Annotated in this window: 20 protein-coding genes; 10 read left to right on the top strand and 10 right to left on the bottom strand. The window is 71.7% G+C overall.

Annotation, left to right across the window (positions count from 1 at the left end; all coding sequences use genetic code 11):
- Positions 1 to 31: 31 nt before the first annotated feature.
- From ACIQZO_RS29485 to ACIQZO_RS29465, 5 genes are all read left to right on the top strand, one after another.
- Positions 32 to 1,426 carry a purine-cytosine permease family protein gene (locus ACIQZO_RS29485; RefSeq protein WP_403631649.1) on the top strand — a complete coding sequence of 465 codons (1,395 nt, stop codon included), beginning with the start codon at positions 32 to 34 and terminating at the stop codon, positions 1,424 to 1,426.
- Between the two features lie 40 nt (positions 1,427 to 1,466).
- Positions 1,467 to 3,122, top strand: coding sequence for an amidohydrolase (locus ACIQZO_RS29480; protein ID WP_403631646.1), 1,656 nt, complete (start codon positions 1,467 to 1,469; stop codon positions 3,120 to 3,122).
- 433 nt (positions 3,123 to 3,555) lie between these two features.
- Entirely contained in the window at positions 3,556 to 7,095 is a 3,540-nt protein-coding gene (locus ACIQZO_RS29475) for a DNA polymerase III subunit alpha (protein ID WP_403631643.1), read from the top strand.
- Positions 7,092 to 8,102: a hypothetical protein gene (locus ACIQZO_RS29470; RefSeq protein ID WP_403631640.1), complete on the top strand. Its 1,011-nt coding sequence runs from the start codon at positions 7,092 to 7,094 to the stop codon at positions 8,100 to 8,102. Before ACIQZO_RS29475 ends, ACIQZO_RS29470 begins: the two co-directional genes overlap by 4 nt.
- Before the next feature lie 179 nt (positions 8,103 to 8,281).
- On the top strand, positions 8,282 to 9,142 hold the full coding sequence (locus ACIQZO_RS29465) for an esterase/lipase family protein (RefSeq protein ID WP_403631638.1): 861 nt from the start codon (positions 8,282 to 8,284) through the stop codon (positions 9,140 to 9,142).
- Between the two features lie 25 nt (positions 9,143 to 9,167).
- Here ACIQZO_RS29465 and ACIQZO_RS29460 read toward each other — a convergent pair whose 3' ends face one another.
- From ACIQZO_RS29460 to ACIQZO_RS29450, 3 genes are all read right to left on the bottom strand, one after another.
- Positions 9,168 to 10,226: a lytic polysaccharide monooxygenase gene (locus ACIQZO_RS29460; RefSeq protein ID WP_403631636.1), complete on the bottom strand. Its 1,059-nt coding sequence runs from the start codon at positions 10,224 to 10,226 to the stop codon at positions 9,168 to 9,170.
- A gap of 330 nt (positions 10,227 to 10,556) precedes the next feature.
- On the bottom strand, positions 10,557 to 10,784 hold the full coding sequence (locus ACIQZO_RS29455) for a hypothetical protein (protein WP_403631633.1): 228 nt from the start codon (positions 10,782 to 10,784) through the stop codon (positions 10,557 to 10,559).
- A gap of 23 nt (positions 10,785 to 10,807) precedes the next feature.
- Positions 10,808 to 10,990 carry a DUF6233 domain-containing protein gene (locus tag ACIQZO_RS29450; protein ID WP_403631631.1) on the bottom strand — a complete coding sequence of 61 codons (183 nt, stop codon included), beginning with the start codon at positions 10,988 to 10,990 and terminating at the stop codon, positions 10,808 to 10,810.
- 184 nt (positions 10,991 to 11,174) lie between these two features.
- On the opposite strand from ACIQZO_RS29450, the gene ACIQZO_RS29445 reads away from it, so the two are divergent.
- The 4 genes from ACIQZO_RS29445 to ACIQZO_RS29430 all read left to right on the top strand — a co-directional run bounded on the left by ACIQZO_RS29445 (position 11,175) and on the right by ACIQZO_RS29430 (position 13,584).
- On the top strand, positions 11,175 to 11,570 hold the full coding sequence (locus ACIQZO_RS29445; RefSeq protein ID WP_403631629.1) for a type II toxin-antitoxin system RelE/ParE family toxin: 396 nt from the start codon (positions 11,175 to 11,177) through the stop codon (positions 11,568 to 11,570).
- A 42-nt stretch (positions 11,571 to 11,612) separates the two neighbouring features.
- Positions 11,613 to 11,984 carry a helix-turn-helix domain-containing protein gene (locus tag ACIQZO_RS29440; RefSeq protein ID WP_403631627.1) on the top strand — a complete coding sequence of 124 codons (372 nt, stop codon included), beginning with the start codon at positions 11,613 to 11,615 and terminating at the stop codon, positions 11,982 to 11,984.
- Positions 11,981 to 12,454: a hypothetical protein gene (locus ACIQZO_RS29435; protein WP_403631625.1), complete on the top strand. Its 474-nt coding sequence runs from the start codon at positions 11,981 to 11,983 to the stop codon at positions 12,452 to 12,454. Before ACIQZO_RS29440 ends, ACIQZO_RS29435 begins: the two co-directional genes overlap by 4 nt.
- 683 nt (positions 12,455 to 13,137) lie before the next feature.
- Entirely contained in the window at positions 13,138 to 13,584 is a 447-nt protein-coding gene (locus ACIQZO_RS29430; RefSeq protein ID WP_403631624.1) for a helix-turn-helix transcriptional regulator, read from the top strand.
- Here ACIQZO_RS29430 and ACIQZO_RS29425 read toward each other — a convergent pair.
- The 6 genes from ACIQZO_RS29425 to ACIQZO_RS29400 form a co-directional block, all read right to left on the bottom strand.
- Positions 13,579 to 14,562, bottom strand: a complete 984-nt coding sequence (locus ACIQZO_RS29425; RefSeq protein ID WP_403631807.1) for an IS3 family transposase — start codon at positions 14,560 to 14,562, stop codon at positions 13,579 to 13,581. The two genes, ACIQZO_RS29430 and ACIQZO_RS29425, sit on opposite strands and share 6 nt — an antisense overlap.
- 41 nt (positions 14,563 to 14,603) lie before the next feature.
- Positions 14,604 to 14,987: a transposase gene (locus ACIQZO_RS29420; protein WP_403631623.1), complete on the bottom strand. Its 384-nt coding sequence runs from the start codon at positions 14,985 to 14,987 to the stop codon at positions 14,604 to 14,606.
- 86 nt (positions 14,988 to 15,073) lie between these two features.
- Complete coding sequence (locus ACIQZO_RS29415; RefSeq protein ID WP_403631622.1) at positions 15,074 to 15,745, bottom strand: histone deacetylase; 672 nt, start codon at positions 15,743 to 15,745, stop codon at positions 15,074 to 15,076.
- Between the two features lie 9 nt (positions 15,746 to 15,754).
- Complete coding sequence (gene tsaD / locus ACIQZO_RS29410) at positions 15,755 to 16,828, bottom strand: tRNA (adenosine(37)-N6)-threonylcarbamoyltransferase complex transferase subunit TsaD (protein WP_403631621.1); 1,074 nt, start codon at positions 16,826 to 16,828, stop codon at positions 15,755 to 15,757.
- A 227-nt stretch (positions 16,829 to 17,055) separates the two neighbouring features.
- Positions 17,056 to 17,580 (bottom strand): DUF402 domain-containing protein, encoded by a 525-nt coding sequence (locus ACIQZO_RS29405; RefSeq protein WP_403631620.1) that lies wholly within the window; start codon positions 17,578 to 17,580, stop codon positions 17,056 to 17,058.
- The gene (locus ACIQZO_RS29400; protein WP_403631619.1) at positions 17,535 to 18,482 is read right to left on the bottom strand and encodes a GNAT family N-acetyltransferase; all 948 of its coding nucleotides are present in this window, start codon (positions 18,480 to 18,482) and stop codon (positions 17,535 to 17,537) included. Before ACIQZO_RS29400 ends, ACIQZO_RS29405 begins: the two co-directional genes overlap by 46 nt.
- A gap of 71 nt (positions 18,483 to 18,553) precedes the next feature.
- Here ACIQZO_RS29400 and ACIQZO_RS29395 point away from each other — a divergent pair, with 71 nt between their 5' ends.
- Entirely contained in the window at positions 18,554 to 18,943 is a 390-nt protein-coding gene (locus tag ACIQZO_RS29395; protein ID WP_403631618.1) for a GntR family transcriptional regulator, read from the top strand.
- A gap of 59 nt (positions 18,944 to 19,002) precedes the next feature.
- Here the strand turns inward: ACIQZO_RS29395 and ACIQZO_RS29390 are convergent, their stop codons facing one another.
- A complete protein-coding gene (locus ACIQZO_RS29390) occupies positions 19,003 to 20,100 on the bottom strand; it encodes a DUF5925 domain-containing protein (RefSeq protein ID WP_403631617.1) in 1,098 nt (365 codons plus the stop codon).
- Positions 20,101 to 20,139: the final 39 nt, after the last annotated feature.

The raw sequence follows: 20,139 nt of genomic DNA, 5'->3' as shown, positions 1-20,139 counted from the left end.
CATTCAAGATCGTTCAAGTCAGGGGTCCACCATGGGGCAGCAGGAGACAGCCGACGTCGACGAGGTGTTCCGGGTCGAAACACACGGGATCGACCCGATTCCCGACGCCGAGCGCCACGGCAGCGCCAAGGACCTCTTCTGGCTCTGGTTCGGCTCCAACCTCACCTTCACCTACGTGATCAACGGCGCCCTCGCCGTCGCCTTCGGGCTCTCCTTCTGGCAGGCCACCGCCGTGGTCGTGATCGGCGGGCTGTCCTTCTTCGCCATCAGCGCCGCCGGACTCAGCGGCATCCGCACCGGCACCGCCACCCTGGTCATCTCCCGCGCCGCCTTCGGTGTGCGCGGAAACTTCCCGGCCGGCGTCCTCAACTGGGTGGTGAGCATCGGCTACACCATCGTCAACACCGTGGTGGGCACCCTCGCGCTGGAGGTCTTCTTCGCCGAGATCGGCTGGCAGAGCGGTACCGCGGGCCGTGCCGTCGCCCTCCTCGTCACCCTCGCGCTGACCTTCGCCGTCGCCATGTGGGGCCACGCCACCGTGCAGTTCGCCGAGCGCTGGATGGCCTACGTACTCGCCGCCGGCTTCGGTGTCCTGCTCCTCTTCGTCCTGCCCGGCACCGACACCGCCGCCCCGGCCGCCGCCGCACCCGGCCTCTCCGGCTGGAGCCTCGCCTTCGTCGTCATGCTCGCCGGCCCCTTCTCGTACCTGCCGATGCCCGCCGACTACACCCGCTACCTGCCCCGGACCACCTCGCTGAAGTCCATCACCTGGATGGGCGCCCTCGGCGGCTTCCTGTCCTCCGTGGCCCTCGGTGTCGCGGGCGTCGCCGCCGCCACCCAGACGGACATGACCGACGCCGTCGCCGGCGCCGAGAGCCTGCTCCCCGGCTGGTTCCAGCCGCTCTTCCTGGCCCTCGTACTCGGCGGCTCGGTCACCAACTCGATCATCACGCTCTACTCCTCCAGCCTGAACCTCCAGGTCCTCGGCATCCCGTGGAGCCGCTCCCGGGCCATCGTGATCAGCGCCGGCGTCACCGCCCTCGGCTCGCTCGCCGCGCTCTTCCTCACGGACTTCACCACCTCCCTGCTCTCCTTCCTCTCCCTGCTGATCATCGTGTTCGCCCCCTGGGGCGGGGTCTTCCTCGCCGACATGCTGCTGCGCCGCTGCCACTACGACGCCGACGCCCTGCACGCCGGGAGCGCGGGCGCCTACTGGTACCGCTCCGGCTACCACTCGGCGGGCATCACCGCCCTGCTCAGCGGAATGGCCTTCGCCGCCCTGACCTGCGACTCCGAGCTGTGGACCGGGCCGCTGGTCGCCCCGCTCGGCGGGGCCGACCTCACCCTGCTCGGCTCGGTCGTCTCCGGACTCACCTACTGGGCCCTCACCCGCCGCCGGGTCGCGGCGTACGCCCCGGCCGCCTGACCGACACCGCACACCGCACACGCAAGGGAGCACCCCCCGCATGGCACGCCACCCCTTCCCCACCGACCTGCTGCTCACCGGAGCCCGGATCCACACCGTCGATCCCGACCTGCCCGCCGCCGAGGCCCTCGCCGTCCACGACGGACTGATCGTCTGGGTCGGCCCGGACACCGAGGCCGCCGCCTGGGCCGGACCGGACACCGAACGGATCGACGCGGGCGGCAAGCTGGTCCTGCCCGGCTTCATCGACGCCCACAACCACGTCCGGCTCGGCTCCGACGCCGACTGCGTCCAGCTCGCCGGGGTGCGCACCCTGGAGGGCATCCACGAGCGGATCCTGGCCTGGCGGGAAGCCAACCCGGACGCCGGGTGGATCGAGGCCGAGGCCTTCGACTACTCCGCGATCCCCGGCGGGCGGATGCCGTGCGCCGCCGACCTGGACCCCGTCACCGGGGACACCCCGGCGATCGTGCTCTCGTACGACGTGCACACGGCCTGGCTGAACACGGCGGCCATGCGGCGGCTCGGGGTCTCCCGGGACCGCACCGACCTCGCCTTCGGAGCGGCCGCGGTGGACCCGGAAACCGGTGAACCCACCGGATTCATCAAGGACTTCGCCATCAAGGGACTCTCCCGCGACGGACACCGCGCCCTGCGCGAGCTGGGCGTGCCGTGGGCCTCGCCGGACCGGCAGTACGGGCGGCTCGCCAAAAGCCTCGACGACGCCATCGGCTTCGGCATCACCACGGTGGTCGAGCCGCAGAACTCCCTCGACGACCTCGAACTCTACGAACGGGCCCGGTCCGAAGGGCGGTTGCGCTCCCGGATCGTCGCGGCGCTGTTCCATCCGCGCGGCACCGGCGACGCCGACCTGGACGAATTCGCGGACACGGCCCGGCGGTTCGCCGGGGACCGGCTGCGGGTCGGCCCGCTCAAGCTCTACATCGACGACGTGGTGGAACCGCGTACGGCCGCCCTCCTGGAGCCGTACACCGGCTGCGGCGCGCACCGCGGCGAGACCTTCTACCCGGCGGAGGAGTTCGCGGACCTGCTGGCGAAACTGGACGCGCGGGGCTTCCAGTGCTTCGTGCACGCGACCGGCGACCGCGGCATCCGGACCGTCCTGGACGCGGTGGAGCACGCGCGGACGCTGAACGGCCCGCGCGACGCCCGCCACCAGGTGGTTCACGTTGAGTGCCTGGACCCGGCGGACGTACCGCGCTTCGCGCAGCTCGGCGTGATCGCGTGCATGCAGCCGAGGCACTGCGCCCCGGAGATCGCGGGACCCGGCCAGGACTGGGCGGAGAACGTGGGCGAGGACCGCTGGCACAAGGCCTGGCCGATGCGGAGCCTGCATGAGGCGGGTGCGGTGCTGGCGTTCTCCAGCGACTGGAACGTGGCCGAGATGGACCCGATGGTCGGCATCTACACGGCGGTGACGCGCCGCCCGCTGTCCGGCGGCGGCCCGGCCTGGCAGCCGGCCGAGACGGTGGACGTGGAGACGGCCGTGTACGGCTACACGATGGGCTCGGCCCACGCCAACTTCCTGGAGGAGGAGCGCGGTTCGCTGACCGTGGGCAAGGCGGCGGACTTCGTGGTCCTGTCCCGGGACATCCTCACCGTCCCGGCGGACGAGATCCCGGGCACGGTCGCCGAGACGGTCGTGGTGGCGGGCGAGGTGGTCCACCGGGCCTGACCCCGACCGGCCGGCGCTTCGGCCAGTACCTCTGGGCTTGCCCTGTCCGGGGGCGCCGGGTGCGCTGCGGGCGGGCTCTGGGGTGTGCGGCCGTGCCCTGTCCAGGGGGGCGCCTCAATCTCCGGCGAGGCTCAGGGTGGTCCGTACTCGGCGGGGTTCGGTGGGGTGGGTCGGTGCCCCGCAGGAGGGTCTCCTCGGCTCGGCACCACGCACCGACCCGGGCCGACAGGCCCGCACACATTCAGCCTCGCCGGCGTTTGAGGCGCGGGTCCGGGCAGCGCCCGGCACACCACACCGGCCACCACACCGGCCGAGCCGCCCGCAGGGCACACGGTCGAGTGGGTGATCGAACAAGTGTTTCGCACGGGTATTCGAATTGCTCTATGGTGGAGAGCGGGGGAGGTGTTCATTCGAGCGAAGCAGGAGGCCGCGGGTGCCTGGTTTCACGCATCTGCACACCGTTTCGGGGTTCTCCATACGCTACGGAGGCTCGCACCCGGAACGGCTGGCGGAACGTGCCGCAGAGCGGGGCATGGACGCCCTCGCCCTGACCGACCGCGACACCCTGGCGGGTGCGGTGCGGTTCGCGAAGGCGTGCGCGCGGGCGGGCATCCGGCCGCTGTTCGGAGTGGACATGGCCGTATCGCCGGCGGCGGGCCCGGCCGGGCCGGGGGGCTCGACCGGGGCCGGCGCGGACGGCGGGCCCGGCGGGGCCTCGTACCGGCGGCGCACCCCCGTCAAGGGAGGGGCCTTCGTGGACGAGTCCGCCGCACGGGCCGTTTTCCTGGCCCGGGACGGGGCCGCCGGGTGGGCCGAGCTGTGCCGGATGGTCACCGCCGCCCACGCGGGGGCCGCCGAGGTTCCGCTCGTACCCTGGGGTGCCCTGCGCGGGGAGGGCGTCTTCGTTCTGCTCGGGCCCGACTCCGAGGTGGGGCGGGCGCTCGCCGCGGGCCGCCCCGACCGGGCCGCCCGGCTGCTCGCACCCTGGCGGGAGGTCTACGGCGACTCCCTGCGCCTGGAGGCCGTCCACCACGGCCGCACCGGTACCGGGCCCGGGTCGCTCCGGCTGGCCGCCCGTACCGTCGGCTTCGCTGCTGAGCAAGGCGTCCCGGCCGTGCTGACCAACGCCGTCCGCTACGCCGACCCCGTTCAGGGCCCGGTCGCCGACATCCTCGACGCGGCCCGCCGCCTGGTCCCCATCGACCCGCGTAACCCGGCGTACCCGCTCGACAGCGGCGAGCGCTGGCTCAAGGACCCCGCCGCCATGGCCGAGGCCGCCGACCGGATCACGCAGGCGGCCGGCCTGCGTCCCGCCGACGCCAGACGGCTGCTCGCGGAGACCCGGCGTACCGCCGAGGCATGCTCCGTGGACCCCGAGGACGACCTCGGCATGGGTTCCGTGCACTTCCCCGAGGCCCGGCTCGTCGGCGCGGCCCACCGCAGCGCCCAGCGGGTCCTCGCCTCCCGGGCCTCGGCGGGCATGGTGCTGCGCGGGTACGCGGGCGACCGCGTGTACTGGGAGCGGATGCACCAGGAGCTCGACATCATCGCCTACCACGGGTTCGCCTCGTACTTCCTGACGGTCGCTCAAGTAGTCGACGACGTGAAGGAGATGGGTATCCGGGTGGCCGCCCGCGGCTCCGGCGCCGGCTCCCTCGTCAACCACCTGCTCGGGATCGCGCACGCCGACCCCGTCGCCCACGGCCTGCTGATGGAGCGCTTCCTCTCCAAGCGGCGGCGCGTCCTGCCCGACATCGACATCGACGTGGAGTCCGCCCGCCGGCTGGAGGTCTACCGGCGGATCATGGACCGGTTCGGCACCGCGCGCGTCGCCACCGTCTCCATGCCCGAGACCTACCGGGTCCGGCACGCCATCCGCGATGTCGGCGCCGCCCTGTCCATGGACCCCGCCGTCACCGACCGGCTCGCCAAGGCCTTCCCGCACATCCGGGCCCGCGACGCCCGCGCCGCGCTGCAGGAACTGCCCGAACTGCGTGACGTACGGGGGGAGTCGTACGGGCGGCTGTGGGAGCTCGTCGAATCGCTGGACGCGCTGCCGCGCGGGATCGCCATGCACCCGTGCGGGGTGCTGCTCTCCGACGACTCCCTGCTTGCCCGTACGCCGGTGGTGCCCACCAGCGGCGAGGGCTTCCCCATGTCCCAGTTCGACAAGGACGACGTGGAGGAGCTCGGGCTGCTCAAGCTGGACGTGCTGGGCGTGCGGATGCAGTCCGCGATGGCGCACGCGGTCGCGGAGATCCGGCGGGGCACGGGGCGGGAGCTCGACCTGGACGACCCGGCGCAGGTGCCGCCGGGCGACCGGGCGACGTACGAACTGATCCGCTCGGCCGAGACCCTGGGCTGCTTCCAGATCGAATCGCCGGGCCAGCGGGACCTGGTGGGGCGGCTGCAGCCGGCCACCTTCCACGACCTGGTCGTCGACATCTCGCTGTTCCGGCCGGGGCCGGTGGCCGCCGACATGGTGCGGCCCTTCATCGAGGCCCGGCACGGGCGGGCCCCGGTCCGCTTCCCGCATCCGGACCTGGCCGACGCGCTGCGCGAGACGTACGGGGTGGTGGTCTTCCACGAGCAGATCATCGAGATCGTGCACGTCATGACCGGCTGCGGCCGCGACGAGGCGGACCGGGTGCGGCGCGGGCTGTCCGACCCGCAGTCGCAGGCGCGGATCAAGGTCTGGTTCGCGGCGAAGGCGGCCGAGCACGGCTATCCGGTGGAGGTGATCGGCCGGACCTGGGAGATCGTGGAGGCCTTCGGCTCGTACGGCTTCTGCAAGGCGCACGCGGTGGCCTTCGCGGTGCCCACGTACCAGTCGGCCTGGCTGAAGGCGCACCACCCGGCGGCCTTCTACGCGGGCCTGCTCACCCATGACCCGGGGATGTACCCGAAGCGGCTGCTGCTGGCGGACGCGCGGCGGCGGGGCGTGCCGGTGCTGCCGCTGGACGTGAACCGGTCGGCGGCCGCCCATCGGATCGAACTGGTGTCTGATATCGGAGGGGCGTGGGGGCTGCGGCTCGGGCTGTCGGACGTCCACGGCATCAGCGGGGCCGAGGCGGACCGGATCGAGTCCGGGCAGCCCTACGCCTCCCTGCGCGACTTCTGGGACCGCGCCCACCCGGGCCGCCCGGTCGCCGAACGGCTCGCGCAGGTCGGGGCGTTGGACGCCTTCGGCGCCAACCGGCGGGACCTGCTGCTGCACGTGTCCGAACTGCACGGCGCGCAGCGGGCCGCAGGTGTGCGCGGACCCCAACTCCCGCTGGAAGGAGGCCGATCCACGGCCTCCGTGGGACTGCCCGACCTGACCGACGCGGAGCGGCTCAGCGCCGAGCTGGGCGTCCTCGGCATGGACGCCTCGCGGCACCTGATGGGCGACCACCACGCCTTCCTGGCCGAGCTGGGAGTGACCCCGGCGCGCCGGCTGCGCGACACCGAGCACGGGCAGACCGTACTCGTCGCGGGGGCCAAGGCGGCCACTCAGACCCCGCCGATCCGCTCCGGGAAGCGGGTCATCTTCACGACGCTGGACGACGGGACGGGCCTGGTCGACCTGGCCTTCTTCGACGACAGCCACGAGCGCTGCGCGCACACCGTCTTCCACTCCTTCCTGCTGCTGGTACGCGGTGTCGTGCAGCGGCGGGGCCCGCAGAGCCTGAGCGTGGTCGGGGCGGCGGCGTGGAACCTGGCGGAGCTGGTGGAATTGCGGGCGGCGGGCGGCCTGGACGCGGTCGCGGCCCGCCTCGCGGAGCCGGCCGAGCCGGCCTCCCCGGGGGACGGCACGGCCGAGGGCGGCGACGGTGGCGGCGTCGACGGGGAGCCGGGGGCGAAGGCGCCCGGCCGCAGGATCCGTATGTCCACGGGGTACGAGATGAACCCCTGGGCCGACCTCCAGCCGCCCGGTACCGGCCCCGCGACCGGCCGCAAGCTGTGGCACTCCAGCCCGGGGAGCGCGGGATGACCACCGCCGAGCGGGTCGTGATGTGCCTGCGCCCGCACTCCGCCGACGGGGGCCCGCTCGGGGCGCCGGAGTACGCCGGGGTGCTGGCGCTGCTCGGCGGGATCACCCCGGCCGTGCAGGCGCTGCCACCCGACACCGTCCTGGCCGATGTCCGGAGCGCGCTGCGCTACTTCGACTGCGACGCCACCCGGCTCGCCGCCGTGATCCGGGTCCGGGCCCTCGCCCTGTACGGCGTGGACGCCACCGTCGGCGTGGCCGGCAACCCCATGCTGGCCCGGGCCGCGGCCCGCGCGGCCCGGCCCGGGGGGACCCTGGTGATCCCCGGGGAGCCCGCCGCCGTAAGGGAGTTCCTGGCGGGCGAACCCGTCACCGTCCTCGACGGGGTCGGGCCGAAGGCCGCCCGCACCCTGTGCTCCTACGGCCTCGACTCCGTCGGCCGGGTCGCCGCCGCCCCGCCCGCCGCCCTGCGGCGGATCCTCGGCGCCCGGCTCGGCCGCGAGGTGCACGAGCGCGCCCTCGGGATCGACCGGACCCCCGTCCGGCCGGGAGCCGCCGCCCGCGCCATCGCCGCCGAGCGGCTCTTCGATCTGGACGAGCTGGATCCCGCACGGCACCGGCGGGCGCTGCTCTCGCTGACGGAGGAGCTCGGCGCGAAGCTTCGTACACAAGAACAGGGCCGCGGGCAGGTCTGCCGTGCCCTCTCGCTCACCGTCCGCTGCGCCGACCGCACCACGCTCACCCGGACGCGCACCCTGGCCGAACCCACCGCGCACTCGGCCGTCCTGACCGCCACGGCCTACGCCCTCTACACGGGCCTCGGCCTGCAGCGGGCCCGGGTCCGGGCGCTGTCCCTGCGCGCCGAGGACCTGACCTCGGCCGAACGGGCCGCGCGGCAGCTCAGTCTGGACCCCGAGGACGAGAAGGCCCGCCGCCTGGAGGCCGTCACGGACCGGGTCCGCGCGCGCTTCGGCCCGCAGGCCATCGCCCGCGGCACGCTGGCCGCCTGACGGTCCGTCGGGCCGTTTACAGGGAGTCGGCGGGGCGACGCGCGATTTTTTACCGACGCGTAACTTCCCTGTGTTCCTACTCACCCGTAATTTAGCGGCAGCAGCTCCCCTTGTGATCCGGATCACGGGACGAATCCCCACGCTCATCCCCTTGAGTCGACCCGCAAGGAGATCACACGATGCTGCCCTGGAGACGCCTGCTCCGCCCGCTCGCCGTCCTCACCCTCACCGCCGCCGCACTCGTCGCCCCCACCGGCGCGGCGCAGGCCGCGTCCGCCCCCAGCAGCGGCTGGAACAACTGGTCCTGCAAGCCGTCCGCCGCGCACCCGCGCCCCGTCGTGCTCGTGCACGGCACCTTCGGCAACTCCGTCGACAACTGGCTCGGCCTCGCGCCGTACCTCGTGCACCGCGGGTACTGCGTCTACTCCCTCGACTACGGCCAACTGCCCGGCGTGCCCTTCTTCAACGGGCTCGGCCCCATCGACAAGTCCGCCGGGCAGCTCGACGTCTTCGTCAACCGGGTGCTCGCCGCCACCGGCTCCGCGAAGACCGACATCATCGGGCACTCGCAGGGCGGCATGATGCCCCGCTACTACCTGAAGTTCCTCGGTGGCGCCTCGAAGGTCAACGCGCTGGTCGGGCTCGCCCCCGACAACCACGGCACCACGCTGCTCGGGTTCACCAAGCTCCTGCCGTACTTCCCCGGGGCCGAGGACCTGATCAGCACCGCGACCCCGGGCCTCGCCGACCAGATCGCCGGATCCCCCTTCCAGCAGAAGCTGAACGAGGGCGGGGACACCGTGCCCGGCGTCAAGTACACGGTCATCGCGACCAAGTACGACGAGGTGGTGACGCCGTACCGGAGCGCCTTCCTGGAAGGGCCGAACGTACGCAATGTCGTCCTCCAGGACCTGTGCGTCCTGGACCTCTCGGAGCACGTCACGATCGGGCTCACCGACCGGATCGCCTGGCACGAGGCGGTCAACGCCCTCGACCCGTCCCACGCCGAACGGACCACCTGCGCCTCGGTCTTCAACTGACCGAGGCACGGGCGGTCCCGACCGGCTAGCGGCCGTGGCGGCCCGTCACCGTACGCGCGGTGCGGCGGCGGGCGGCTGCGAACAGCGCCGCCGCACCGACGGCCAGGGCGGCGGCCCCGGCGATCGCGATCGTCGGGGTGGCGCTGCTGCCGCCCGTCTCCGCGAGGTTCTCCTTGGCGGCCCCGGACGGTGAGGAGGACGACCCGGCCGCGAGCGGGGCACCCGCCGCGCTGTTCGTCTTCGGGTCGTTGTCGCCGTGGCCGTTGTGCTCCACCGAGGACTTGTCGGCGCCGCCGGCGATCTGCTCGTCGGTGGGGGCCGAAGGCTTGTCGGCGGGCTTGTCGGACGGCTTGGTGCCCGTCCCGGTGCTGGGCCCGGTGCTCGGCCGGGTGCTGGGCGCCGTGGTCGCAGGCGCACCGGTACCGCTGCCGCCGTTGTCCTTGCCGAAGACCACGTCCGAGCAGGTGTAGAAGGCCTCCGGGCTGTCGGAGCGCTGCCAGATGCTGTAGATCAGGTGGCGGCCGGACTTGTTCGGGACGGTCCCGGAGAAGACGTAGTCGCCGTTCTGCATGCCGGGGTCGGTGGCCTTCGCGAACGGTGCGGGCTCCAGGTCGGACCACTTCAGCGGCTTGGCCGGGTCGTAGCCGTCCTTCGTCACGTACAGCTCGAAGGACCCCTTGTGCGGGGCGGTGCCCTTGTAGCGGAAGGTGTGCGCGCCGGCGGACATCGGGCTGGCCGGCCAGTCGGCACGGGCCAGGTCCAGGCCCCGGTACTTGTCGTTGCCGGCCGAGCAGAGCTGTCCGTTCGGGATCAACGAGCGGTGGTTCCCGGCGGCGTTGGCGATGTTCACCGCGTTCCAGTCGTAGAACGCCTGCGCCCCGCCGGCCCCGACCGCCGCCTTGCAGGCCGCCGATTTCGGGGACTCCGGCCCCTCGGCGTAGCACGCCGCCACCCGGCTGACCGGGTCCGTCATCGAGCCGTGCGCGACCGCGGGGACCGCCGCGTACGCGGCCAGCGCGAGCGGAGCGAGACCGGCGGAGGCGATACGGGTCAGGGTGACGGCGGTACGGCGGCGTGCGGGCATGGTTGATCTCCTTCGGGCACAAGGCAGGGGCGTGCCGGCGGAAGCGGACCCCGCGGTGCGCCGCCCCCCGGCGGCGCCCGGCGGGCCCTTCCTGTCCTGGCCCGGCCAAGCTAGCCCGCCGCACCACGCCTTTTGCCTCCTCGACCCCCCTGGAGCGGATCTTTAGGGTCCCCTTAAGGTCGAGGTAAGAGGGGCCTCAGGAACCGGCGCTGCGGAACCCTCGCACCCCAAGGATTCTGGCTCCCCACCGTCCATGACAGTCCAGGCAGATCCGCCCTGTGCTGCCTCCGGTGGCTCCCCGACTGGCTCCCCGCGCCCCACCTGTGGCCTTCAAGCGTCGGGGCGCTTCCACACGTCGGGCCCGCCGCCCTCCCAGGTGATCGGCCCGTCCTCGCTCAGGTCCACGTCCTCCAGGCCGGCGCGACGCAGGAACTCGGCAACATCCCTGGGGGTGTGCGCACGGCCGAGGTCCGCGTCCACCCCGAGCGCATGCACCGTGACCTTGCGGCCGCCCTGCGGTGACACCGGGTGCACGATTATCTCCGTCTCGTCCGACATGCCCCCAGCCTGCCGCTCCGCCTTCAGTCCAGCACCCCGAGCGCACTGTCCGGCGGACAGTGGATGCAGACCTCAACGCCCTTCGGCGAGGCCCGGTGGGCGGTGTCCCGCTCGACTGGCAGGCAGCGAGACCGGGCGTCCCAGCAGCTTCCTACGTGGGTGCGGATGGGCGCCCGGCAACATCGATCCCGTGCTCGATCAGCCAATCAGGCGGAGCGGGAGGCCGGATACGCATGGCCGCGGCGGTCAGACTCTGTTCCTCCGCCCGCGCCCGTGAGGCGCGGGTGCCCTCGCGCTCGGTGCGCATCTCTGGATATAAGAGCATCACCCTCTGTTATGTCCCGAGCGTGCACGGTAGGGTCGATGGCGCGCCAGGCATGGGAGGGGCTGATGGCCACGAAGAAGTGGGAGCTCTACCGGTCATCGGTGGAAGCGGATGTGGTCCAGAAAGAGATCGCCAAGTGCGGTTTGAGGCGGCACGAGCTTGTCCGTCTGCAGAAGATCATGGAGCGGGCGGCCGCGAACGAGCTGTTGCCTAAAGATCGCAAGTCGTTGGGCGAGGGGCTGTGGGAGCTGCGGCTCAACTGCGGTGAGCGCATCTTCCGTCTGTTCTACAGCGAAATCGAGGGCGCTGGGCCGCTTCTGCTGGCGCTCAAGTTCGTCAACAAGAAGTCGACGCAGGGGATCAAAACCGATCCTGGCGATATCGACACTGCGCGTAAACGGCTGTCTGAGTGGCAAACCAGACAAAGTGGTGACGACTCTGCTGTCGAAGCGTTGAAGTGATATCGGTCCTGAGCGATACTCGGTAGCCAGGGAAGGAGCGCTATGGACGAGCACCTGGCAGGGCTGCTTGGCCTCGACCTCGATGACGCACAGATGGGCGCCGCAGCCAGTGATACTGACGCGGTGATGATGCTTGTCGAGACCTTGGTCAGGCATCGCAAGGCGTGTCGGATCACTCAAAAGCAGGTCGCGCAAGCGATGGAGACAACCCAGTCCGCAGTCTCGGACTTTGAGCGGCTAGGGGGGGATCCCAGGCTGTCTACGATTATGCGCTATGCCAGAGCGGTCGGAATGGCGATTGCAACCAAGGCTCACGTGGTAGAAGAGCCGCCGCTGAGCACCTCTTCCTGGGAGCCGCTGGCGCACAGTGCCGAGTCTGTACCGGTGGCGCGCACTCAGCGTGGTGCCGCATGAGCGCAAGCTCAGTACGTGCGGTCTCCTCGTTCGAGGAGTTGCAACAGATCGCTGAGCTGATCGACATCGTCTACTACGAGGTGAGCGGACGCAGGTCCGATGGCTTTGAGCAGCCGTCGGCTGATCCAGAAGATGGGGTTGGCGATGACCAGGCGGACATCCAGCTCATGCAGCGGACGGACGGGAAGCATTTGGCGGTGCGGACACGCGCCGTAGTGGTCACGTCGGAAGGGCGGATGATTGCCGACGTGGCTGCTGTGTTCCGCACGCCAGAGCCTGTTCGCATCCCGGTTGCAATTGCGAAGCGCTTTGCTGCCGTCATCGCGACTCCAGTGATGCGCCCGTATGTGAGAGAGGCGATCCACCAATCTGCCGTGAAGCTGGGCATTGCTGCTCCTCTCCTCTCGGTCTTGGATCTTGAAGATGTGGGTCTGTCGCCCTCGGCTGGTGAGAGCAAGGCCTTGTCTTGACGGCCTCCCGCCATCCTGCTGCTAGCCCCGCTGTCATCCCGTCTGCCGTCGCCCTACGCGGGATGGCAGCTCCCCACCCCGAGCACGAGACCGGCCTGCACCCGCACGGCCGGGTCTTCGTCACTCTGAAGCCGGAGCGTCCCCGCCTGAGGCAAGGGCTCTGACCCGTTGGAGTTAGCACGGTTGGTCGCGGCGCTGCTCCCGAGGTACCGCTCGACCGGGGCTCAGACCTGGCAGGCAGAGGTGGAGCCTCAAGAGAAGTTGGTTGAGGGAGGCTCGACACGACTCCGAGCCAGAGGCTGGTGCAGCCGCAGGTGCCGACTATCGCCGGTCGCCTCTAGGGCCTCTCGACATAAGACCCGCACTGTCTGGCGCGCGGACGGCGGTCGCGGGTGGAGCGGGACGGAGGCAGGAGCAGCAGGCCCGTGCGGCGGGCGCACTCGCCCGCCCAGGTGCGGCGAGTGCCTTGATGAGTTAGGGAACTCTTGGCGTCGGGCTCGGGCGGCCTCGAACCGCCTGAGCTTCCCCGTGAGTCCATATCTTGGGCTCTGGTCTGGCAGCAGGGTGCTCAACCGAGATTCTCAGTAGCGTCGTTAGAGCTACTGCCGTTCCCCTGAAGGGTTCAGAAGCTGATGACTGTTGCACCGCCCACGCCGGCTCTGTGCGCCAGGTGCAGCACGAGGTTGAGCCGCAGCAACGCCGACACCGTGTGCAGTCCCTGCCGCCGTGCTATCGGTCCCGCAGCCTCGAGCAGCCCCTTGCGTGCCGTATCGACCGGTGCCGAGCCCCACTGGCTCGTTGGTAACACCGAGCGGAGCGCCCCCCCGGACGGCTCGAACCTGGCCGATGTGCTCAAGGCGTACCGAGCCCTCCACAAGCTCAAGCAGCAGGATCTCGCCGACTTGCTCGGCTACGACCAGTCGTACGTGTCGTTACTCGAACGCGGGAAGCGCAACATTCGGGACATGGTCGAACTTCGCAGGCTTGCCCACGCTTTGGCGTTGCCTGAAGACGAGCTGGGCCTGCTACCGCCGGCCGAGGCCGCGGTCACCATCGGGCGGTCTGCTGGTGAATCGGGCGAGCGGAGTCCGGAAGATTTCAAGTCCAGTGAGACGGTCGTGAGGCTATGAGGTTTGTGGTGTGGGTTCCCGGCGCTTGGCCGGGTCGTTGATCCATGCTTTCTGGGGTATCTCGGGTGGTCGGGGGCGTCGGCCGAAGCGTTCGGGGTGGCGTGCGTATGCCTGGGCGAGGGTGACGGCCCGCTGGTCGCGGACCTCCTCGGCTGTCCCGAAGTGGACGGATGCCGGCGTATGCCAGCCGATGCCCGAATGCCGGTGCTCGTGGTTGTAGTACGCGGTGAACGCGTCGAACCACTCGCGGGCGTGGGCCAGTGAGTCGAACCGTTCGGGATAGTCGGACATGTACTTTGTGGTCTTGAACTGGGCCTCGCTGTAGGGGTTGTCGTTGGAGACCTTCGGCCGCGAGTGTGAACGCGTGACGCCCAGGTCGATCAGCAGCTGGGAGACCTTCTTGCTGGTCATCGAGGTGCCGCGGTCGGCGTGCACGGCCTCGGGCACGATGTGGTTGCGGATGATGGCCTCCCGGATCAACTCCTCAGCCCGGTCGGCCGATTCGGCGGCCTCGACGGTGTGGCCGACGATGTAGCGGCTGAAGATGTCGATGATGACGTAGGCGTGATACCAGACGCCCTTCGCCGGTCCGGCAGCCTTGGTGATGTCCCAGGTGAACACCTGCGAGGGGGCGGTGGCGACCAGCTCGGGCACCGTTTGGGCGGGGTGGACGGCCTGGCGGCGGCGTTCGCCGGACTGGCCCCGCTCGCGCAGGATCCGGTACATCGTGGAGATCGAGCAGTGGTAACGCCCGGCGTCCAGCTCGCGGGCCCAGATCTGCGCGGGCGCAAGCTCGGCGTACTCGTCACTGTTCATCAGCTCCAGCACCGAGGCCCGCTCTGCGGCCGCGAGGGCCGAGGGCTGGGCCTGCGGCTTACGGGGTCTGCGCGGCGTGGGGGGCCGCAGCCGGCGATAGTGGGTGGCGCGGGAGCGGCCGGTCAGACGGCACGCGGACGTGATGCCCAGCTCGCCCTCGATGCCGGTGAACGCGGTGTCGACGACCGGCTCGGCGGTGTGCTTCAGTCCGCGCTCTCGGAGATCATTTCCAAGAGCGCCGAAGCTTTTCCCAGGATTTCCAGTGCGGCCTTGTTCCTGGCCAGTTCCTTCTCCAGCCGTTCCACCTGACGGCGCAGCTTCTCGTTCTCCACCTCGGTGGCGGACCGCTTCGGCCTCGCCGGGCTGGTGCGCCTGTCGACGAGGTTCTCCAGGGCGCCGGCATCCCGCGCGGCCCGCCACTCGGTGACGTGGGAGTGGTAGAGGCGCTCACGGCGCAGGACCGCACCCTTCTCGTTCTTGGGTGCGGCGTCGTACTCGGCCACGATCCGCAGCTTGTACTCGGGGCTGAAACTGCGACGCTTCGGCCTGGGTGCCGGGTCGGATCCGGCGGGCTTGGTACTGGTCATGAGGGGTGGGGTCTCCTGTCGTGCCCTCTCAGGCTAACCCGACAAAGCGGGATGTCTCACCCAAGGCTGACAGAGAGGGATGTTCGCTACCGGCTGCCGTAGGTGGTGAGCAGGGCCTTCACCTGTGGGGCCGTCCAGTGGCCGGCGGCGCCGGGGCGGTCCGCCAGGTATGCGGCGATGTCGTGGTCCTCCCAGGGGCCTGATTCCAGGAGGCCGCCGGCCAGGTAGCGCAGGTACGCGGCCGACGGGTTGCGCACCTCGACGTCCTGAAGGCTCCACGGCGCGGTGAACGTCAGCAGGGGGATGCCCTCGACCGTGCCCGGGCAGATCAGGGTCTCGTACCGCCCCGGGCCCAGCTCGGCGCGGCCGTCCCGCAGGACCGCGGTCAGGTCCAGGTCCCGGCCGGGCTGCTCGTACATCTCCTGCGCGGCGATGTCGGACATCTGGCCGACCGTCAGCAGGTGCGCCCGGCAGCGCGTTCGTCCGGGGGCCGTCGGGTCGTAGAACGCGCGGCCGCCCGTCCACACGGGGGACTCCGTGGCGAAGTACAGGCAGCCGCGCAGCTCCACCGGGATCGAGCGTTCCGGTGCCCGGTGGTCGCGGCAGCCCGGGTAGGTGCGGGTGGCTCCCGGCGGGGTTCCGCCGGCGAGGTACGCGGCGAGGCGGTCCATGTGCATGTTGGACCCGTAGGAGGCGTACCAGACCCGCTCCGGCGGGGAGACTGTGCCGGCGAGCGGTGCGATGGTGTGGACGGGCATGCTCAGATCCTAGGAAGCGAGCCGGGCGGCGGTACGGGCGACCGGGTGCAGGGCCGCGTACTCCAGGGGGGCGGACGGGTCGATCGAGACGTCGAGCGGGGCCGGCTCGGCGCCCGCCCGGACCAGCAGGTCGCCGACCGCGGCGATCATCGCCCCGTTGTCGGTGCACAGTTTCAGCGGCGGTACCCGCAGGGTGATCCCGGCGGACCGGCAGCGGGCCTCGGCGAGCGCCCGTACGCGGGAGTTGGCGGCCACCCCGCCCACCACGACCAGCGTTCCCACCCCGTGCTCGCGGCAGGCGGCGACCGCCTTGCGGGTCAGGACGTCGGCGACGGCCTCCTGGAGCGAGGCGGCGCCGTCGGCGAGCGGGAGCCGCTCACCGCGGATGCGGTGCTGCTCGGCCCAGCGGGCGGCGGCGGTCTTCAGCCCGGAGAAGGAGAAGTCGTACGGGGCGTCGCGCGGGCCGGTCAGCGGCCGGGGGAACCGCACGGCGCGCGGGTCGCCCTCCCGGGCGGTGCGGTCGATGGCCGGCCCGCCCGGGTACGGCAGCCCGAAGACCCGGGCCACCTTGTCGAAGCACTCCCCGGCGGCGTCGTCGACGGTGTCCCCGAGGTGGGTGATCGGGTCGCGCGCCAGGTCCCGTACGAGCAGGAGCGAGGTGTGCCCGCCGGAGACGATCAGCACCACGCACGGGTCGGGCAGCGGTCCGTGCTCCAGCGTGTCGGCGGCGACGTGCCCGGCCAGGTGGTGCACCCCGTAGAGCGGCACCCCGAGCGAGAACGCCAGGGTCTTCGCCCCCGCCAGCCCCACCTGGAGCGCGCCGGAGAGGCCGGGTCCGGTGGTGACGGCCACCGCGCCGATGTCCGCCATCCGCAGGCCGGCCCGGTCCAGGGCCTCCCGTACGACAGGGGTGAAGGAGTGGACGTGCGCCCGTGCGGCGATCTCGGGCACCACGCCGCCGAAGCGGGCGTGCTCGTCCATGCTCGATGCCACGGCGTGGCCGAGCAGCCGCCCGTCCCGCACCAGCCCCGCGCCCGTCTCGTCGCACGACGACTCGATCCCGAGCACCACCGGAGAGCCCACGACGGCCCCTTTCGTACCAGTCAAGTAATTGCAAGTCCTGTGCAATAAGGTACGCCGTCGCGGGCGTGCGCCGTGGCGGGGGAGCATGTGGCCGGCGATCCGGAATCCCCTCTGTCATATGCCTATCGGCCCGCCGCGGCCCGTGCGTATGGTGTGCCCCCGGACCATCCCCGGGCCCGGCGCCCTCCCGGCTCCCCACGGGAGGGCCGCCGTGCGCCCCCGTACTCCTACGCGAGGAGGGCGGACAGGCCGGCCGCCGACCGGGCCTGGTCGTCCAGCGCGTCGAGGGCCCGTACTGCCTGGCCGGCCGCCTCCGGGTCGCTCGCGGCGAGCCCGCTCTCCGCGAACTCGTCCTCGTCCAGCCGCAGCACGGAGCTCCCGTCCGCCGACACCCACAGGTCGAGGTCCAGGTCCTCCACGAGGACCTCCCCGTTCTGCACCAGGGCCGGGCGGGTGACATCGCAGTACCAGCCCTTGAGGACGCCGTCGCCGGTCCACACCTCCTTGACCGCGTACCAGCGCGTGCGCCAGAAGTGCTCGACGAACACGTCGCCCGGCTCGAAGCGCACGAAACCGAAGTCCCGTACGCCCTCCGCCGCCCACGGGGCGCGTACGGAGATCCGGTCGCCGTCGTCGGCGATCTGCGCGGCCGGATAGCGGATCTTGGTCCGGCCGGCCTTGGTCAGGACGACGGTCAACTGCGTGGTCACAGGTTCTCCAGTTTCCTCGTGAAGCGGGTCTCGGTCGCGCATATCTCGTAACCGAACCACTCGTTGATGGCGAGCATCGGGCCGTTGCCCGCGTCGTTGCCGGTGAACGCCTCCGTGTAACCGGCCGCGCGGGCCCGGTGCAGCGAGGCCGTCTTGGCGAGCTTGGCCAGCCCCCGGCCGCGGAAGGCGCGCCGGGTGCCGGTCATCGCCGAGGCGTAGCGGGTGGCGCCGTCCGTCTGCGCCGCGGCGAAGGAGGCCACCACACCGTCGACCAGGGCGACGGTGGTCAGCTCCTTGTCGAGGGACGGGCTGTTCCAGGTGTGCGCGAGCCAGTCCTCGTAGTCGTCGAACTCGGCCGCCACATCGCCCGGTTCGTCGGAGGTCGTCTCGGCGTCGGCCTCGAAGAGCGGCCGCGGGTCGGCGGCGAAGGCGGATCCGGACCGCAGCTCGACCCCGGCCGGAAGGTCCCGGTCCCGCGGCGGCTCGGGCAGCGTCGCCGCCGTGAGGTCCAGGCGAAGGAAGTGCGCCGAGCGGCTGGAGCGGTAGCCGTGCCGCTCGGCGAAGGCGCGAGGGGCGGGCTCGTCGAGGACCCAGGCGTACACGTCCACCGCGCCGTGCGCGGCGAGGTGCGCCTCGGCCGTGCGGAGCAGGAGGGCGCCGGCGCCGAGACCGCGGTGGGCGGGGTCGACGTAGGCGTTGAGGTACGCCTGGCCGGGTTCGGGGCTGTCGTGCACGATGCCGACCTGGGCGGTACCGATCACGTGGCCGTCGCCGGTCTCGGCGACGAGGATCCTGTGGTGCTTCGCCGGGTGGGCGGAGGAGAACTGGTGGGCCACGCCCTCGGCGGTTGTGATCAGGAAGGGCAGAGCGGCACGGCACACCCGTACGACGGACTCCACGTCCGAGGGGTCGCCGGGACGCAGATCACGGATCGTTGCGGTCATGCGGCAGACGCTACGGGCGCCTTCGCGCCGGGCGCCTCCCAATTAACCGCCGATGGGGGACAATCAGCCGCGTGACCTCGACAAACCTGAAGATCACCATCGACGGCACGGCCGGTTCGGCCGCCCCGTACGAACAGCTGCGCGCGCAGATCGCCGACCGGGCCCGGACGGGGAAGCTGCCGGCGGGCTTCAAGCTGCCGACCGTACGGGGCCTCGCGGAGGAGCTGGGGCTGGCCGCGAACACCGTCGCGAAGGCGTACCGGGCGCTGGAGGCGGACGCGGTGATCGAGACGCGGGGGCGCAACGGGACCTTCATCGCCGCCGCGGGGGACGCGGTGTCCCGCGAAGCGGCGGCGGCGGCGCAGGCGTATGCGGACCGGGTCCGCCGCCTCGGCCTGACGCAGGCGGAAGCCCTCGCCGCGGCCACGGACGCCCTCCGGGCCCGGTACGCAGCCGAGTAGCCCCTGCGGTTCGGCCCCGTACTCAGTCTCGCCGGCGTTGCTGAATTTTGCGCCGGAGGCTAGAGGTACAGGCCTGCCTCCGCGGTGTGCGGCTGCGGGGGGAGGATCGCCGCCGGGCCGGTGCCACGGCGCAGGGCGAAGAGTTCGGCCAGGCTGGCGCCCTCGCGGGAGACGCCCTCGTCCGTGCCCAGCCAGTCCACCGCTTCCCGGTGGGTCAGCCGGCCGACCTCGATCCGGGCCAGGCAGCGCCCCGGCCGGACGACCGCCGGGTGGAGCCGTTCCAGGTCCTCGTTGGTGGTGACGCCGACCAGGACGTTGCGGCCCTGGCCCAGCAGTCCGTCCGTCAGGTTCAGCAGCCGGGACAGCGCCTGCCCCGCCGTGTGGCGGGCCTCGCCCCGGATCAGCTCGTCGCAGTCCTCCAGCAGCAGCAGTCGCCAGCGGCCCTTCGCCGTGCCCTCGTCCTCGCCGATCGCGATGTCCATCAGGTAGCCCACGTCGTTGAACAGCCGCTCCGGGTCCAGGACGCAGTCCACCTGGCACCAGTCCCGCCAGGACCGGGCCAGCGTGCGCAGCGCGGAGGTCTTTCCGGTGCCGGGAGGCCCGTGCAGCAGGAGCAGCCGGCCCGCGATGTCGTCCGGGGTCACCTTCATCAGCCGGTCCATCGCCCCGGCCACCGGCGCCGTGTAGTTGGGCCGCACGTCCGCCCAGGTCCCGGCCGCGATCTGGCGGGTCGTCCGGTACGGGCCGCGGCGCGGGGAGACATACCAGAAGCCCATCGTGACGTTCTCCGGCTGCGGTTCGGGCTCGTCCTGGACGCCCTCCGTGGCCTTGCCGAGTACTCCGGCGGCGAGTTCGTCGCTGACCGCCGTCACGGTGACGTCCGCGCCCCGGCTCCAGCGCGAGACGAGCATGGTCCAGCCCTCGCCCTCGGCGAGGGTGGCGCTGCGGTCGCTGTCGCGCGCCGAGCGCAACACCCTGGCTTCGGGCGGCAGGAGGGTGGCATCCGCCTTGACCCGCTCGATCGACACGCTGTGCGAGTACGGCTGCTCACCGGACGCGAACCGGCCGAGGAACAGTGCGTCGACAACATCCGACGGCGAGTCGCTGTCGTCGACGTTGAGCCGGATCGGCAGCGCGTCATGCGGGTTGGCTGACATGGCGCCCATGATCCGGCACACGGTGCCCTCGTGCACCCG

It is taken from the genome of Streptomyces sp. NPDC097617 (assembly GCF_044761485.1).
GTDB lineage: Bacteria > Actinomycetota > Actinomycetes > Streptomycetales > Streptomycetaceae > Streptomyces.
This window is presented reverse-complemented; position numbering and strand designations above follow the sequence as displayed.

Coding starts and splice junctions, on each gene's coding strand:
- ACIQZO_RS29485 (WP_403631649.1), top strand. CDS start 32: ATGGGGCAGCAGGAGACAGCCGACGTCGACGAGGTGTTCCGGGTCGAA.
- ACIQZO_RS29405 (WP_403631620.1), bottom strand. CDS start 17,580: ATGCGCGACCGAGACCCGCTTCACGAGGAAACTGGAGAACCTGTGACC.
- ACIQZO_RS29480 (WP_403631646.1), top strand. CDS start 1,467: ATGGCACGCCACCCCTTCCCCACCGACCTGCTGCTCACCGGAGCCCGG.
- ACIQZO_RS29390 (WP_403631617.1), bottom strand. CDS start 20,100: ATGTCAGCCAACCCGCATGACGCGCTGCCGATCCGGCTCAACGTCGAC.
- ACIQZO_RS29435 (WP_403631625.1), top strand. CDS start 11,981: ATGAGCGCAAGCTCAGTACGTGCGGTCTCCTCGTTCGAGGAGTTGCAA.
- ACIQZO_RS29415 (WP_403631622.1), bottom strand. CDS start 15,745: ATGCCCGTCCACACCATCGCACCGCTCGCCGGCACAGTCTCCCCGCCG.
- ACIQZO_RS29440 (WP_403631627.1), top strand. CDS start 11,613: ATGGACGAGCACCTGGCAGGGCTGCTTGGCCTCGACCTCGATGACGCA.
- ACIQZO_RS29460 (WP_403631636.1), bottom strand. CDS start 10,226: ATGCCCGCACGCCGCCGTACCGCCGTCACCCTGACCCGTATCGCCTCC.
- ACIQZO_RS29465 (WP_403631638.1), top strand. CDS start 8,282: ATGCTGCCCTGGAGACGCCTGCTCCGCCCGCTCGCCGTCCTCACCCTC.
- ACIQZO_RS29455 (WP_403631633.1), bottom strand. CDS start 10,784: ATGTCGGACGAGACGGAGATAATCGTGCACCCGGTGTCACCGCAGGGC.
- ACIQZO_RS29445 (WP_403631629.1), top strand. CDS start 11,175: ATGGCCACGAAGAAGTGGGAGCTCTACCGGTCATCGGTGGAAGCGGAT.
- ACIQZO_RS29470 (WP_403631640.1), top strand. CDS start 7,092: ATGACCACCGCCGAGCGGGTCGTGATGTGCCTGCGCCCGCACTCCGCC.
- ACIQZO_RS29420 (WP_403631623.1), bottom strand. CDS start 14,987: ATGACCAGTACCAAGCCCGCCGGATCCGACCCGGCACCCAGGCCGAAG.
- ACIQZO_RS29400 (WP_403631619.1), bottom strand. CDS start 18,482: ATGACCGCAACGATCCGTGATCTGCGTCCCGGCGACCCCTCGGACGTG.